This is a genomic window from Sphingobacterium detergens (assembly GCF_003610355.1).
In the GTDB taxonomy this organism is placed as follows: domain Bacteria; phylum Bacteroidota; class Bacteroidia; order Sphingobacteriales; family Sphingobacteriaceae; genus Sphingobacterium; species Sphingobacterium detergens.
On the sequence record NZ_RAPY01000002.1, the window covers coordinates 593,244 to 609,729 of the forward strand.

Annotated in this window: 13 protein-coding genes; 10 read left to right on the plus strand and 3 right to left on the minus strand. The window is 35.9% G+C overall.

Annotated elements, in window-relative coordinates:
- Window positions 1-28: 28 nt before the first annotated feature.
- The 7 genes from DFQ12_RS14580 (at window position 29) to DFQ12_RS14610 (ending at window position 6,849) form a co-directional block, all read left to right on the plus strand.
- A complete protein-coding gene (locus tag DFQ12_RS14580; RefSeq protein WP_120259783.1) occupies window positions 29-631 on the plus strand; it encodes a DUF6088 family protein in 603 nt (200 codons plus the stop codon).
- A 4-nt stretch (window positions 632-635) separates the two neighbouring features.
- Window positions 636-1,637: a nucleotidyl transferase AbiEii/AbiGii toxin family protein gene (locus DFQ12_RS14585; RefSeq protein WP_120259784.1), complete on the plus strand. Its 1,002-nt coding sequence runs from the start codon at window positions 636-638 to the stop codon at window positions 1,635-1,637.
- Window positions 1,638-1,880: 243 nt separating this feature from the next.
- Window positions 1,881-2,384 (plus strand): hypothetical protein, encoded by a 504-nt coding sequence (locus tag DFQ12_RS14590; RefSeq protein WP_120259785.1) that lies wholly within the window; start codon window positions 1,881-1,883, stop codon window positions 2,382-2,384.
- 158 nt (window positions 2,385-2,542) lie between these two features.
- A complete protein-coding gene (locus DFQ12_RS14595; protein WP_120259786.1) occupies window positions 2,543-3,745 on the plus strand; it encodes a helix-turn-helix domain-containing protein in 1,203 nt (400 codons plus the stop codon).
- Window positions 3,746-3,747: 2 nt separating this feature from the next.
- Window positions 3,748-4,359, plus strand: a complete 612-nt coding sequence (locus DFQ12_RS14600; RefSeq protein WP_120259787.1) for a P63C domain-containing protein — start codon at window positions 3,748-3,750, stop codon at window positions 4,357-4,359.
- Window positions 4,360-4,688: 329 nt separating this feature from the next.
- Window positions 4,689-5,936: a hypothetical protein gene (locus tag DFQ12_RS14605; protein ID WP_120259788.1), complete on the plus strand. Its 1,248-nt coding sequence runs from the start codon at window positions 4,689-4,691 to the stop codon at window positions 5,934-5,936.
- A 424-nt stretch (window positions 5,937-6,360) separates the two neighbouring features.
- A complete protein-coding gene (locus DFQ12_RS14610) occupies window positions 6,361-6,849 on the plus strand; it encodes a hypothetical protein (RefSeq protein WP_120259789.1) in 489 nt (162 codons plus the stop codon).
- Here DFQ12_RS14610 and DFQ12_RS14615 read toward each other — a convergent pair.
- The 3 genes from DFQ12_RS14615 to DFQ12_RS14625 form a co-directional block, all read right to left on the minus strand.
- Window positions 6,846-7,571 (minus strand): hypothetical protein, encoded by a 726-nt coding sequence (locus tag DFQ12_RS14615; protein ID WP_120259790.1) that lies wholly within the window; start codon window positions 7,569-7,571, stop codon window positions 6,846-6,848. The genes DFQ12_RS14610 and DFQ12_RS14615 overlap by 4 nt on opposite strands.
- Window positions 7,546-8,373, minus strand: a complete 828-nt coding sequence (locus tag DFQ12_RS14620; RefSeq protein WP_120259791.1) for a DUF7946 domain-containing protein — start codon at window positions 8,371-8,373, stop codon at window positions 7,546-7,548. Before DFQ12_RS14620 ends, DFQ12_RS14615 begins: the two co-directional genes overlap by 26 nt.
- A 663-nt stretch (window positions 8,374-9,036) precedes the next feature.
- Entirely contained in the window at window positions 9,037-9,552 is a 516-nt protein-coding gene (locus DFQ12_RS14625) for a hypothetical protein (RefSeq protein WP_147420422.1), read from the minus strand.
- A 930-nt stretch (window positions 9,553-10,482) separates the two neighbouring features.
- Between DFQ12_RS14625 and DFQ12_RS14630 the strand changes: the two genes are divergently transcribed.
- Genes DFQ12_RS14630 through DFQ12_RS14640 form a run of 3 tightly spaced genes read left to right on the plus strand, consistent with a single transcriptional unit; the run spans window position 10,483 to window position 16,485 of the window.
- A complete protein-coding gene (locus tag DFQ12_RS14630; protein WP_120259793.1) occupies window positions 10,483-10,866 on the plus strand; it encodes a hypothetical protein in 384 nt (127 codons plus the stop codon).
- A 10-nt stretch (window positions 10,867-10,876) separates the two neighbouring features.
- A complete protein-coding gene (locus DFQ12_RS14635) occupies window positions 10,877-13,246 on the plus strand; it encodes a TlpA family protein disulfide reductase (protein ID WP_120259794.1) in 2,370 nt (789 codons plus the stop codon).
- A gap of 8 nt (window positions 13,247-13,254) precedes the next feature.
- Window positions 13,255-16,485, plus strand: a complete 3,231-nt coding sequence (locus DFQ12_RS14640; protein WP_120259795.1) for a SusC/RagA family TonB-linked outer membrane protein — start codon at window positions 13,255-13,257, stop codon at window positions 16,483-16,485.
- Window position 16,486: the final 1 nt, after the last annotated feature.

Sequence of the window (16,486 nt, forward strand, 5' to 3'; positions counted from 1 at the left end):
AAATTTGTTACAGGTTAAATGATTTTTAATGTCAGAAACATCTAAAAATAAGATAAAAACAAAGATTTTTAAGTCTTCTCGTGGCGAATTTTTTTTCGCAGACGACTTTAGAAATTATGGAACACCAGAGAATATCCGGTTGACACTTTTTCGCCTGGAGAATGATGGACTTATTGAAAGATTGGCTCATGGTATTTATATTAAACCTAAAAAGGACCCTTTATTGGGTACAATATATCCTAGTATTGAAGAAATTGCTAAAGAAATTGCAAAGCGAGACAAAGCTCGTATTGCGCCGACAGGTGTACTAGCTTTATATTTATTAGGGCTGACTACGCAGGTGCCACTAAAAGCCGTTTATCTAACAGATGGTTCACAACGGGATATTAAAATAGGTAAGCGTACAATCAAATTTAAACGTACTGTACCCAAAAGCTTTGCGATAAAAGATGAATTATTACAGTTGGTTGTTTCAGCTTTTAAAGAACAGGGTCAAGAGGGACTTTCTGAAGAATTCTTAAGAACGATCAAACATTCAGTCAAAAAAATAGAACAACAAGTTCTTGATTCCCAGTTGAAATATGCGCCAGTTTGGATTCAAAAAGAAATAACTAAGCTTTATCAATCCTAAAATTATGTGGTTAAATCTTAAGACAGAACAAAAGAAACTTGTATTAGATCAATTAAGCAACATTATGGGATTGCCAGCTTTTGTTATTGAAAAAGATTGGTGGGTGTGTATTGTTCTGAAAGCTGTTTTTGCTACGAAATATGCAGAGTCTATTATTTTTAAAGGCGGTACGTCGTTAAGCAAAGCGTATCAGTTGATAGACCGCTTTTCAGAAGATATAGACTTAATTATCGACCGACATCTATTAGGTTTCGACGAACTAGATTCGAAATCTCAAATCAAAAAACTGAGAAAGGCTTCTGGAGGTTTTATCGTTAATGAGTTTCGGGAAGAATTGATCATCCAATTGGAAAAACTGGGAGTTTCCAAAGAGCTTTATGAAATTCGGTATAATGCCCATGTAGACGATACCAGCGATCCCAATACGCTGGAAATTTATTATCAACCGGTGACACCTATTGGCAATGTTTACATTCAACAGAGAGTTCTACTCGAAATGGGGGCAAGATCACTGACAGAACCATTTGAAACGCAAGGGGTCGTATCTTTTATAGACAACCATTATAAAGATCAGGATTTTATTCAACCACCGTTTAATGTTCGGGTGGTAATTCCTACAAGGACTTTTATAGAAAAGATTCTCTTACTACATGAGGAATTTTCTAAGCCGGTTGACAAAATCAGGACAGATAGGCTTACTAGGCATTTTTATGATATAGATCGGATTATGAATACTGATTTTGGGGCAAAAGCCATTGCTGACGACGAACTATTTAACACAATAGTCCAACATCGGAAAACAGTGACTCCGCTACGAGGAGCTGACTATTCCAATCATCAAAAAGGGAGGTTGCGTATCTTTCCGCCTGTAGAAGTGATAAAAGAGTGGGAAGCGGATTATAAAACCATGCGAGAAAATATGATTGTAGGAGAAAGTCTAACATGGGAAGATCTTCTAACAAGTGTCAAAAGAATTGAAGATAGCATGAATAATCACAAGAAGTAATAAAGAGATTTAATTCGAATATTCCTTCTTTGAATTAATAATGGGATCAAGGGGCTAAGAGCATAGCAATTCTCGTAAACGACCGAAATATATAGAAGCGGGACGATTAATTTGACACATTAATCATCCTGTTTATTTTATATGTAAGTTATTACGGAAAACCGTAACAATTAATAATATAGATGCACTTATTTTGTTTTTGTACCTCTAATCGGGAAAATTATTAAAATAAGCTCATGTCATATGAAAAGTCTCTTATCTATACTATTGATTGTCTTCATCGCAGCTTGTGGAAGCTCAGAGTCCGAAAAAACAAAAGAAATTTCAATAGCCATTCCTGAACAATCCATACAAGTCAAACCTGTCAGAAATTTAGTATATGACAGTTTGGACGTAGAATATGGTAAAAAAGGCTTCAATGATTTTACAGATGCTATAGGAGAATTTAAAATGATTGATGCAATAGCGGCGTATTTTGCAAATCCGAATAACGGTAAGTTCAATAGAAAAATCTTAGAAAGGGAGACTGAAATTAGAAATCAAATTTATAATCAATGGCTTACTAAGCACAACCTACAGAAGCAATTATTTGAAAAAGATTCGTACAACGATGCAATCGAATGGGGGAATCTAGGCCATAAGAACTCCCATGTAAGATATATAAGTTTTGGGGAAATTATAAGAAAAAGGCATTTTTCAGCTTCAATGAGTATTAAAAGGGCTATTCAGTTGATTGAAAGTAATTGATAATGCAATCTTAAACTCAATATTGAATTTGGTTAATTCAATAGTTTCCTGTTTTATAAACCATTTAATATTTTAAAAAAATGTACTAATACATTTTTTTAAAATATTAAATGTATTTCTATTTTTAATACTATATTTGTAGTGTAGTAATATGAGATATGGAAAATTTTAATGTAGACGATTTGCTAGGAAAGATAATGTCTGAGATGGGAAATCAGCCTTCGGAAACATTATCTACTGTTTTTGAGCAGAGATTAACTGAACTTAATATTAATCAAACAACCGCAGCAGAGATAATGGGCATCCAGCATCGTGGGTTAATGGGCATTTTAAATGGTACACTAAAACGTATTGATTTCTCTACTCTAAATAAATTATCAGCCTTTTTACAATTGCCCCAGAAGGATGTTTTGGAGCTCTTTATGAATACTTTTAAGGAACAGTATTCATCAGATGTTAATCAAGAGAAGGTTGATTTTATTCAAAATAACTTTGACTTAGCAACACTGAAAAAAGTTGGATTGATTAAAGATATTACTGATTTCGGTGAGATTGAAAGTAATTTGTGCATGCTATTTCGCTTGAAGAATATTTTAGATTACAGGCCATCTGAAAAAGTGCCGGCATTTAGCGCGGGTAAAATAAAAAAGAAAAATAGTTATAGTCAGAGTACTTGGCTAACTAAAGCGGAAGAGTTGCTTGAGGAACTTGATAATCCATATTTTTATGATAGAAATAAACTCATAGAGATCTTTCCTAAAATAAGATGGTATTCAACTGATGTGAGTTTGGGATTAAAAAATGTTGTTTCATTATTATATAAATGCGGTGTTAGTGTGGTATTTATCCCTTCTTTTCCTAATCTACACGTAAGAGGAGCTACTATACCAATAGATGAGAAACCGGCTGTTATATTGACTGATTATAAAGGCTTTTATGCGACCCTATGGTTTGCTTTAATTCATGAGTTGTATCACGTTTTATTTGATTGGGAGGAAATATCTCAAGGAAATTACCATATAAGTGTTGATAATTCGGATGATGCAGTAGTAGTCCAAAAAGAAATGGAAGCTGACAACTTCGCTAGAAAATATCTTTTTTCTAAAGAAAAATCAGCAATGATAAAACGTCATTTAAATAATCATACAGAAGTCGTAAAATTTGCAAAGTTTAATGATGTGCATCCTAGTATGATTTATCTATTTGAAGCTTATGATGCCGGAAATAAACCTGCTAACTGGATTAAAGCGCAAAAGTATAATGTAAGTGTTTTAGAAAGTTTGGGGAATTTAAATTCAACTTGGAGTGATATTGATAGTATTAATCAATACGTGAAGAGAAACCGAGAAATATATAATTAATTATGGCAAAGAAATCAAACAAGACTCAAATTAGTCATAAGGAAGAGCTATATCGTAAAGAGTTCGATCTCGAAAAAGATGAACTACAAAAGTTTTTGTTTGATTCAACAGAAGCTTTCGTTCAAAAGAAAATTACCGATGAATTTTTAGACCATGAAAATGAAAAGGTATTACTGCTAGGTGGTAGAGTAATTGACTTATCAGAGATTAAGAGAAATCTTGATAGTTATTTTACTGAACAGGCTACTGTTTATCAAAAGCGTTTCCCACAATCTTTTTATGACGAAATATACAGGTTAAATAAGTGGCCTATACCCAAAAATAAAACCATGCGTAAATATGTAGTTGGTCGATATACAAACGAAATTATTTATATGAGGTTTACAGATGAAGGATTAAAGAAATTACAATTCCTTAATCCATATGGACAGATGTTTATGCGTTCATATAAGCATTTTCAATTTCTAAATGATGAGGGGAAGATAATGTTGGATCAATTTATTTATGAAGCTACGGAATGCATGATGGAATGCACAACTTGGTATGAGTTCAGATTGAAATATGGACAGAAATATAGTCTTAATGTGCAATTAGATATGTTTGAAGATCAATAATAATTTAAAAATATGAAGAGTTAGATAAATAAAAGAGAGACGATAAAAAATAAAAAACTCAGGAAGATCCTACCCAACCTGAGTAATTAGTTGCATTATCGTCAAATCAATCAGCTAGGATTGAAATGAAGAATAAGCGTTGTATATTATTAAAACGGTGCAAATGTATGGTTTGTTTTATCTAGTACCAAAAATATTCCTATTTCTTCTTTTTCTGATTGATTTCATGGTTGCTATACTGCAAATGGTATAACGAAATATTTTCGTATATCCCAGTCGACTGTGTTTAATGATCGACTTAAAGATTATTATCATTAAAAAAATAAAAAATGGCTAGATCATTTACACAGAAATTGATTCGCTTCAAGGAAGAGGATGCTAACGAAAAACTCAAAGTTTCTAAATTATTGACTCTATTGGAGGAGCACCCTTACGAGGAACAATTAAAAAATATCTTCAATACAGAATCAATCATTAACGATTATATATCAATCGGCAATATCTCTACGGTATTTAATAAATTAAAATCCATCCAATCCCAGTATAAGCTTTATAATATTAAGGTACATACTAAAGACGTTGCATTTACTCGTGGAAATAATAAAGTTGAGGGGATTTCTGATGCAAATCCTTTAAAGTTTAATTTTAGTGAATATGCTGATGAATTTGGCGAAATAATTAACGAACCTAGTTCGGCATATGCCATATACGATTCGAAAAGTCAATTTTTTGATGATTTCTCAATGACTAAATTTGTTAATATGCTCTTTGATAAAAAATACGATAAATTGGCGGAGTATAATTTGAATTTTTTTCGTTCTTTACCAGCTAAAGATGGGTTTAATAAATATAAGAGCTATCGGTTAGTAGAGCACGAAGGGGAAAAATTTGTTAGGGGAGTTACTTCTTTGGGGTACAAGGAATATGGGGTTAGTTTCTCATTTGTAGCATCGATGTTAATGCTACATAAATATATGAAACGAACTGAGGGAAATAATTATTCCATAATTTTTGCAGCAGTGAATGAATCTAAGTTAGAGCTAATTGCCACTTCAGATTTCCTAAAAGACGCTGGTGACTTTGGCAAGATTCGATCTGCCATTTCTGTTAAAACAAATGATTTTGGCAAAGGTGCATTATCAATAACTCATATTATAAATGTGGTTGTTAAAGGCAGTGGTTTTTATCTTTATCCTAAGTCGAATACAATTCAGAAGAAAGATATAAATATAAGTCACGGAAATACTTCTCCGCAAAAAACATTGGAGATGCTTAATCAACTCGATGATTTTTACAGTAATGTGGATAAGTTTGTTGATGAACTAAAGACTATTAAAACAATAAAGACTCCGGAAGATCTTAGAAAACGAATTATATTAAAATTTGAACACCATAATAGTTTGCTAAAATCTATAAAGGGAGATTTAAAACCAATTTTTAGTAAAGTGCTGAGTAATGATATTAAAGACTTTGCATCATTGCTTGAAATGTGCAGAAAAGCAGAAGAATTGGAAATAGATTATGATTTAAAAGAAAAGTTACGAGTTGAAATTTCCGACATCATTTTAAATAAATAATATCTTAGGCAAGCTATCAATCGAAATATGGAGTACAATTCTAAATATCTGAACTCCATATTTTTTGTTAATACTTAATGGTATATATCATTTCTAAATAGGTAGCTACTCCTTATAAACTAATATAATCTAACAATTCAAGCTTTGAATGTTTTGAATTTGAGTAGTATCAGGAATTATTCCAATAATACAGTTAGTGTTGCAAATCAAACCGTAATATCCATTCTGGAGTTTCATCCTTTAAGATACACGAAACTTCATAAATTTGAAATATTATTCCATAGAATTTGATCTGCTAAATTCTTCAATTAAATTAATCCAAATGTCTTTTGCTAACAATGCAGAGTAATTATTATAAATATCTGATTAAAGAATACTTTTAATATCTCTGGTTTTTATTTATTTTGGTGTATATTTTAAAACTATGGATAATACTCAATGGATTGATCTTGATAAGATCATGAGATTATTATATTATAATCGTGAAGGTATAGCGTGGTATGATGTTTATACAAAATTAAGTATGGATGAAAACTATGCAAAATCTCTATTCGAAATCGCTAAAGCTGATGGCTATATCAAAGTTGCCAATATGGGGACAAATTTTAATCTCCCTGATCCACAAATTGTGAGATTAACGGATTCAGGAATTTCTTATTTTGCTCGTACGAATTATGAAACTGAGCATGAGACAAGAATTAAGGCACAACAAAATTTGGTTATTAATAATACTACAATTAATAATTCTAAAGGTGTTAGTGTTAACAATAATAATTCAACGAATCATTCGAATTTTCCTCATCCCAAAGAAAATTGGTCAAAAAATCCTTGGTTAGTGGGGATAGGTACAACGATAATTGTTGCTATTATATTTTACATAATAAAATATCTTTGGAATGTGGAATTAAATTAAAACACCATAAATTTTGTAATGGATATAAATACATACAAGTAAAAACCACCGACAAATACCAATATTATTAAAAATATTATCTCCCATAATCTAAAATGAATCTGTTGCCTATATAATTTGAACATAATCACCCTAAAAAGTATTAGAAAAACAACCGCTCCTAATATTAACAGAGCTGTTTTTAGAAGATCAGTTTTTTCAAATACATTTGTATAGCTATTTATCCCATTTTTATGGCCTATTATTCTACATTTTAAGTTCCAATCACTGGATAATGATCCCCCTTTATGTTTGATATCAATGATAAGATAATCTAGTTTTTCAAAAGCCTCATCTTTAAGTTCAATATTAATGTTCTTATCCAAATTTTCTTTAATTAAAACTGCATTATTGAGTTCGTGTCGACTTATACTAGAGATATAAACCGTATCAATATCAAATTTTAATTTGTTCTCTATCAATATGGATGGAGAAGATATTATCTCTGAAAATTTTAATGGCTGATCACCTAAGTTTCCAACTTTTAATTTAACTGTCGTAATATTATCTACAGTATGGGTCTTTATAAAGGAATATGGCCTCTCCGCTGAATCTTTTAAATAATCAAAAGCCAAAGTTGTTAAAATACCAATCACATACATCGGGATAGGTCTCCCGATGTATTCTAGAACTGTATAGATCCACTTTTTATCAGTTCTAATATTTTCGTTCCACTTCTTCAATTTTGTATCTCTTAACTTTACCTGATTTATCCCGATATACAAAAGCGTTTAAAGAAATTTCCGATGGGAGACCGTCGTTATACCTATCCAGTGACTTGGTTAATATTCCTCTCTGTATATTATCTAAATCTTCAGAAAATGTAAAACTAATAGTTCTTTTCTCATCATTGCTGTAAAATCTTCCGCCTTTTAAAGATAACGCATTAAACCTAGTCACATTTCCTGTTATGTCTTCTTCATATACTGGCTCCGGATCTTTAAGAAGGAGATCTAGGGTATCAACATCAAATTGAATCACTTTTCCAGCTCTAGGTCTTTCTATCGAAATTTCTACAGCACTGTCTGACTCAATAGGCCTTTGGAGTTCAATTAATGGAGTTTCGAGAGCATTAGCAATATCTTTAGCGAAATTAGGATTATCCTTTAGAATATCTTTCACAACTTTAGTTTCTGGCTCGTGTTTTTTTCCTACTGTATTTTTAAGCGTATACTTAATCATATCCCAAAATGCAGCGGAGAAAACAGACAGTCCTATAGTTTGGACTGCTTCATTCTCTACTAAGATTGATATTGTTTCCAAAAAGCTGCCTTTACGAGCCGCCTCAAAATAAAACCCTACGCCTTTTAATGGTGTATATCTTTGCCTAACTTCTCCACTTTTGATTAATGATGTGCTGACTATGTGTAACACCTGAGACAATCCTTTAATAGATCTTGAAGCATCATAGAGATCGAGCTTGTGTGCTTCTGCATCCCCACCTTCATAACGAAGATTTAATTTAATTTCAATGTATTTATTCATAAAAATATTTGATTAGGTAATATGGCATTCCGTTACGGAATTTACACCATTAAGATACGCCAAACTTTATAAATATGAAACCTTATTTCATAAAATTTCATATTTATAGCTTCACTGTTTGTCATACTTAATGTTTTATAAATCCCTCCACTTCATAAAAACTCCTTTGCATTTTGAATAAGCATTGCATGCATATTCAAAATGCAACCGTTTTAGAGTTTGGCTCGCCTGCTGTTCTCTCAGGCTTCGCTCTTGTCACTATTTTTGATAAACCCAGGTCACATGCCTTTTTCAAAAATATCGCCAAGAAGCTTCGTCTATTTCATAGATATCGTTGAATCGTGCTTCGCACTTTTCTTCAACGACCTTCGTTCAACTCGCAGGACGGCGAGCGATTAAAAAATAAAGAAATTCGAGACAAAAGTGAGACATTTTCAAGACAAAAAGGCCCCAAAATGACCATTTTTTAGTATCTTTGAACAAAGAAGTAATTAATAGATTTTATAACTTCTCGGCATGGCATAAATGCAAAAAACCGCTTTAAAGGCACTTTAAGGCAACAAAAAAAGCCACCCTACTTACGTAAAACGGCTTTTTAGATAGTGACCCCGCTGAGGCTTGAACTCAGGACCCACAGATTAAGAGTTTGTATTCCTTACTAAATCAATCCCCCTTCTTCTTAATTGGATACGCAGTTACAAATTTTTTAATCAATTCTCCTGTTTCTCTTCCCGTAGCTTTTTCAATGAGGATGAGTTCATAAGGTTCTGGCGTGCCTCCATTGTAATATATGTCAGTTAGTCTCTTCTTATCAATTCCTGTTTTGTTCAAAATATAATCAAACATGTTCTGACCTTGAACTTCAACTTCATCTCTCATGAAAATACCAAAGTTGGTTCTTTCTTCAATTTTTGCTCCAGTTTTTAGCTCTAAATTTCTATGGGTATATACGGCTTTGATAGCATTTTCGATAATATCACCCGAGTATATAGCAATTTTATGGAAGGAGTGTACAGAAACACTTTTCTTTTTTCTATTGATTATTTTGCTTATTTCTCCTCCAGTCATATCTGCTAAAGATCCAAATGCCTCATTTGATAATCCCAAGGACAATTTTCTTGATAATACATACCCTCCAAAATTAGCTATCTCTGTTTCAAGCAATTTATCTTCACTCATTGTTGTATATTTTTTATAATTCCATTTTCTATTATTTGTTAAATTGGAATTGAATCCGTATATTTGTCTAAACGATTTGAAATTCATGGCATTTTGCCTTGATTAACGATGTATCTCGACCTGTAAACGACTAATTTATCTCGAGAGAACCGTGAAATCGTCCCATGCCTAAAAATTTATTACATTTGTAATTCATAATAAAAGCATGTGGGCGGTCTCGCGTAAGCTTTAGAGATTGCGTCTAATTCCTTCGGGAGCTAGGCTAAAAGGCTAGTCACCTTCAGGTCTAAAGTGCGAGCCGCCCCTTGTATTTTCAGGGGTATCTTCATACTTCTGTCTACATCGTTCATATCATAACCAAATAAGTTTATGAGAACGACGGTCATTAAAATTCTAACTTACCAGTACCAGATCAAGGATCGAAATACTCGGTATTCCGCCAAACAGCATTTCAAAAACTTAATCAGGGCGCCTGATTAAACATAATTATAATACGCAGTACGTAAAAAAAAGGAGAGGAGCCAATAAAAATGGCTTAGTATGGCTTATTCACACGAATAACCAACTTCCCCTTTGCGCGTCTGCCACCGACCCTACGCATCAATATGTAAAATAGCGATTGAAGGCAATGAAGATGGCTTGTTTAAATAATTGTTTGCACCATAAATTTAGGCAAACTTTTCATCGAAGACAAATTTCTATTCAAGATATTGTTGTAACACAACAAAAGGGTCGGTTCTTCCTATTATTATGGATGCCCGTGACGAACCATATATATAACCAAGTAATTAAGAGTAAAACGGCATTCTGAGGTTTAGTTAATAGATTTTTTAACAGTGTGATGTATTGGGTCTTTGATCCGATAGGGGATTTTTTTGATTCTTTTTTCAAAAGACTTTCTACCATCATGCGCCCTCAAAAGCCAAAAAAATGAATAAGCTTTTTAAAAAATTGGTCGCCATAGATATGGCGATGTATGAGATCCATCATCTGGAGTACGACCCTGTAGTATGTATTAAGGAATTTTGGAACCGCTATGACATGGATAGTTGTCGCAACCATATTGTAGAACTCCTGACGATTTATCTCGATAGGGAAAGGAAGGTAAATCCTGCGATCAGTACAGCTGATGTACAACATTTTACGATTGCCTTATTCCGGATGCTGATGGCTTATTTTATCATACACTATCAGCGGATCAATCTATCGGGTATAGAAATTTCATTTCTGCGTAGCAATCGGTTTATCGCGTGCGAACTCGAAAATAGTAAGGATATCTACGACCTTTTTTATCAGCTATCTCAAAACCACTAACCATTAAATTATGAATACGTTAAAATTATTGACACTAGTCAAGATATATATAAATACCTACATCTGCCAAGCACTGGCCAGATACTCGAGCAGATCATACTGTAAGAGTACTGGTCGGGTGCTGAAAAAAAAGATTTCTTCGAGAGGCCTTCGGACGTTGTTCGGGTGGCCTTCGGGCCTTCTCCGTACCTGCGTCGGCTCTTCTTCGGGAGCGCTTCGGCTGCTGGTCGGCTGCTCTTCGGGACGTTCCCGAAGCCCACTCGAAGCGGAGCCGAAGCCGAGTCGAAGCGTAGCCGAACATGTCTCGAACGAGTCCCGAAGAGGACCCGAAACGGAGTCGAAGCCTAGCCAAAGGGGCGAAGTTGTAGCGATACCGATTCGATTACGTCTATATTTTACCTACATCTGCCAGGCACTGGCCGGGCACGCTAACAGATTGAGCTGTAAGGGTGCTGGTCGGTTGCCGAAAAAAGAAGCCGTACCATCTTCGGACTTTCTTATGACCAATACCCTACCAACACCTTACTTTATTCTGCCTAGCCATTGGTTTTGCATTACTTTTCCTTTGGCTTTGTTCGGGAGCGACCCGAGAAAAACCAACGTATCACCCGAACAGCACTCGAAGAGCGGACGAAGTTGGTCAGGAGTTGGTAGGTACTTAGGTGGTCTATTCCCTGCCACTAAAGGCACTATTGATTCACGGTTAAGCTACCGGGAGTGTACTGAGAGTGTACTAAAAAGGTACTGGAAAGGTACTAAAGAGCTACTAAAGAGGTACCAAATAGTTACTAAACAGGTACAAGCTTTCGGTAGCTTTCTGGTGAACCGCAGGTATAAGCTTGGTGGTGCATCGGAAATACCTGCAAAAATGCATAGTGGCGATTTGGTAAATGGAGCGTATGGATATAGTTTGAAATCAGGAGGTTTACAAGCGCTCTGTGACACTCGAGTGTGCAAGAATGAGTATTTAGCTGTTCAAAAGAAGACAAGTGCTCAGAAGGCTTTAAAATACTTTTCAGTAGTTGCAGGTTACGGAAAGGGATATCGTATGTCTCTGACATGCCTGCTCTTAATGATAGTTTCTATGTTTAGTTTATCGGCTCAGACGCCCCGCAAGGACAGCGGGGCGGAGGGGCTGTCCCATCTTGCAGCACTGAAGCCGGGTGATAAGATTCCAGATGCGGTATGGAACCAGCGGCTCGAACTGAATTATTTCAATGGAAAGAAGAGGACAATCACGTTCTCTGACCTGAAAGGGAAGCTGATTATATTAGATTTCTGGTCTACAGGATGTCCGGCTTGTATTTCAGGAATCCCAAACCTCGAATTGATAAGAGATCGGTTTAAGGGGGAGATAGAAATATTGATGATCAATAGTAAACGTAATAAGGATACCCCAAAACGGATAGAGAACCGTTTTAAAAAATATAAAACAGATTTTAATTACGTACCTACAATAGCCACATTACTGGACGATACTCTTTTTACGAGATTATTTAATCATAATACCCTTCCCACGCAGGCAGTCATAAATGCGAAAGGCGAATTTTTGGCTCTGCTCTCAGGTACGGCCCAGCTGACAGATCGAAACATCAAAAAGATCTTATATGAAAATGATAATCCTTTGAATAGTACGGGTATCTACCTCAATAAGATCGATGGGAAGAGAAATTTTGAAGTTTTGATCACAGATACTGCAGGATTAAGCTACAGCTCTTCTTTTTCAAACTATAGGGAACATTATATTCCTATTGGTCCGCTGTGGAAAGCACAGAAAAGCAATTCCTTGTTAATTATGGGGAACCTTTCGTTGCAGAATTTTATGACTTATATTTTTAGGGATGAGCTGGAAGGTTTTGCTTGGACGGACTATGTATTCGATCCGATACTGGGGCTCGATTTCAAATATAGGCTTTTCAATACCGCAAAAGAGAATACCTATTGGTATCAGTTTTATCGAAATGATTCCATAGCTGAAGCAAAGGCTAAGGAGGTGGCTAGACAGGATTTCATGCGTTATTTTGATGTCAGCGTGCAACGTAAATCAGATTCGATTAGTATATATAAAGTTTCTTTTAACAAGGCGATAGAAAAGATTAAAACCAAAGGACAGATGATGATCATCCGTAGGCAAGAACAGGATCAGGAGCTCCTGTATCAGAATGTTCCTGTAGATCTTTTCCTGCGCAATCTCTTTTACTTTTTTGAATCACCCCTTTACAAAACCGGCAAAGAAGCATTTAGGATCGACATAGCGATTCCGCCGGGTTTTATTCATTGGGAGGAAGACCAAAAAATTACCTTCCTGAGAAATAACGGGATCATATTAACCCCGGTAAGAGAGAAAAGAGAATTCGCTTATATCTATTCACTTAAGTAGCCGTTGTTATGAAATTTGTGTGTAATCTATTTATAGCCTTGTTTTTATGTGGGGCTAATGTAGCTTTTGCCCAAAAGCAAAAGGTAACCGAAATGCATGGCATTGTAAAAGATAAAAATAATGAGGAAATATTGATCGGTGTGAACTTTAAAACTAAACAAGGTGTTTTTCTAAATAAATCTCATGTTGGAGGAAGGGTAACGCTTTCTGTTCCCAGAAATGCAGATTCATTGATCGTTAGTTTGATCGGTTATCAGCGTGTAACTGTTGCGCATGATTACTTTATGCACTCGGATGTACTATTGTTGGAGAAACAGGATTATTATCTAGCTGAAGCTGTCGTGAATACGGGTTATCAGGCGCTCAGGCCCAACGAGGTAACTGGAGCGGTAGATGTATTGTCCAACAAAATGCTCAATGAGCAGACCGGAACAAACATCTTACAGCGCATGCGGAATATTGTACCTGCGTTTAGGTATGATAATAAGCCGGTGCAGAATCCAGAAGTAAATAAATTGAATATATCTGTCAGAGGGTTGAGTACAATCAATGGAAGTTTAGATCCTTTGATCGTGTTGGATGGCTTTATCTATGAAGGGGATATTGACAATATAGACCCCAACAGTATCGAACAGATTTCTATCTTGAAGGACGCTGCTGCCAGTTCGATCTGGGGTGCGAGAGCTGGTAATGGGGTGATTGTCATTACTTCAAAAAAAGGTCGCGTCAATGATGGCGGTACGCGGGTATCTTTTAATTCTACGTTTTCAATACAGGGTAAACCGGACTATCAAAGTCTTTATACAATAGATAACAGTTCTTTCATGGAGGTTGAAAAGATGCTCTTTGATAACGGTTATTATAAAAATGCGCTGAATACAACAAAGTATATTGCCGTGACTCCTTACGTTGATTTATTGGACAAAAGGAGCAGGGGCATTATCTCGGTAAGTGACTCTGCCAGATGGACCGATTATTATAAGGCGCAAAATGGAGTGTATAATTATAGCGATAATTTTGTTTCTAAGCCTATTACACAGCAGTATGCTCTAAACCTCAACGGTGGGAATAAATTTCATACCTATGGATTTGGTTTGGGCTATACCCACAAATCATCCGAATTGGGAGCCGGGGATCAAAAAATCAATATCCGGCTAAATAATGGCTTTAGGCTGACTGAAAGGCTGCAGGTGGATGCTTCCCTCTTATTGACGGATCAAAAATCAAAATCTGGCAAGCCCGCATTAAATTCATTGAGCTATAGTGGAAAGTCGGTCCCTTATATGGCGTTTTACGGGCCGGATGGAGAGGTCGTTCCTTTTGAGAGAGAATTTAGGAAGCTGTTTCTTGATCAAAACTACCAAAATGGCTATTTAGACTGGTCATATTATCCGCTGTCAGACTATAGGCATTCAACAAGTGAGGTTAAGCTTCGTGAGGTATTTGCTAGCTTGGGCGTCCGCTACAAATTGACCTCCTTCTTAGACTTGAATTTGTCCGGGCAATATCAGAATCAACGGACAGACAAAAGAAATCTGGACGATGAAAATAGTTATCTGGCCCGAAGGGCCATAAATCAATATAGTGAGGTGAATCAGCAAACGGGGGTGGCTAAGTATAATGTACCACTAGGAGGGATACTGAACAATGGGATTGTCAGCGGGACATCCTATACGTTACGTTCACAGTTAAATATTAGCAAAACATTTCAAAAACACCGTATAGTAGGGGTAATTGGTGCTGAAATGCGTGAAAATAGGACTGAAGGAAGCTCCTTTACTTCCTATGGATACAATGATGATCCTTTGATCTCTACAGCTGTTGATCACGTAACCCGTTTTAAAACAATTCCAAGTAACACAAACAGAACGATAACAGGAGCACCTGCTTATTCGCATACCAACAATCGCTTTGTCTCGGCCTATGCCAATTTTAGTTACATCTGGCAGGAGAAATATGGGCTTTCGGGTAGCTTTCGTAAGGACGGGGCCAACGTATTCGGTGCCTCTACTAATGATAAATGGTCCCCGCTCTGGTCGGCAGGCTTATTTTGGGAGTTGCGTAAAGAAAACTTTTTGAGGTCCTACGAACAGACCGTTGACCAGCTAAAATTGCGGGCGACCTATGGTACCAGCGGAAATGTTGATCTCCGGAAAACGCGTGATCCGATCGGGACAATTTCTACGGATTCTTATACCAGATTTCCCACCATAATCATCACTTCACTAAACGACCCGTCGCTACGTTGGGAGAAAATAGCCACGGTCAATTTGGGGTTGGATTTTTCCTTCCTTAACCGAAGGATCGCAGGTTCGGTAGATTGGTACTTCAAAAAAGGAAAGGATCTGTATGGTCTGACAGATTACGATTATACAACTTGGGGATATCAGCCGACAATTACCAAAAATGTCGCTTCTATGCAGGGAAAAGGTGTTGATCTTGTACTAAACTCCTTGAATTTGAACAAGACTGTGAAATGGTCTTCGAGATTACTTTTAAGTTTCAACAAAAATAAAACGACCAAATATTTTAATGCGAATGGAAATACGTTGTTGAATTTTCTGAATGACGGTAGTGGCATCACGCCTATGGTTGGTTATCCTTTAAATGGACTTGGGGCTTTCAAATGGATGGGGATTTCGGCTGATGGACTGGGACAGGGGGTACTCGATGGTAACATCAGTGCGGAATATGCTAAAATTAGGAGTTCGGTAGCCCTAAATCCTGAAAATAGCGAAAGTATTCTGTTTGTAGGCTCATCAAAACCTCAACTGTTCGGAAATATTATAAATACGGTCTCTTGGAAGAATATTGAGATGTCAATTAACATAAGTTATACAGGAGATTATTACTTCCGTAAACCAGTCACGTCCTATGCAAACTTGTATCAGAAAGGGGTAGCTTATCCTGATTTTGATAAGCGCTGGCAACAGCCGGGGGATGAGCGGTATAAAGATGTTCCTAAAATGACCTATCCAGTATTATCGGGAGCGGATTCTTTCTATCAAGCGGCTGATATCAATGTGTTGAAAGCGGATCACTTGCGATTGGAATATATTTCTCTGGGCTGGAACAGAGAGATCATGTTTAACGATCATAAGTCCAAATTGATGCTTTATCTGAATATATCTAATCTGGGGATTCTATGGACTGCAAATAAACTGAGAATAGATCCTGAGTTTCCCTACAAGTTGGCCCCTCAGTCGGTGTACTCGTTAGGGCTAAAAATAGATTACTAAC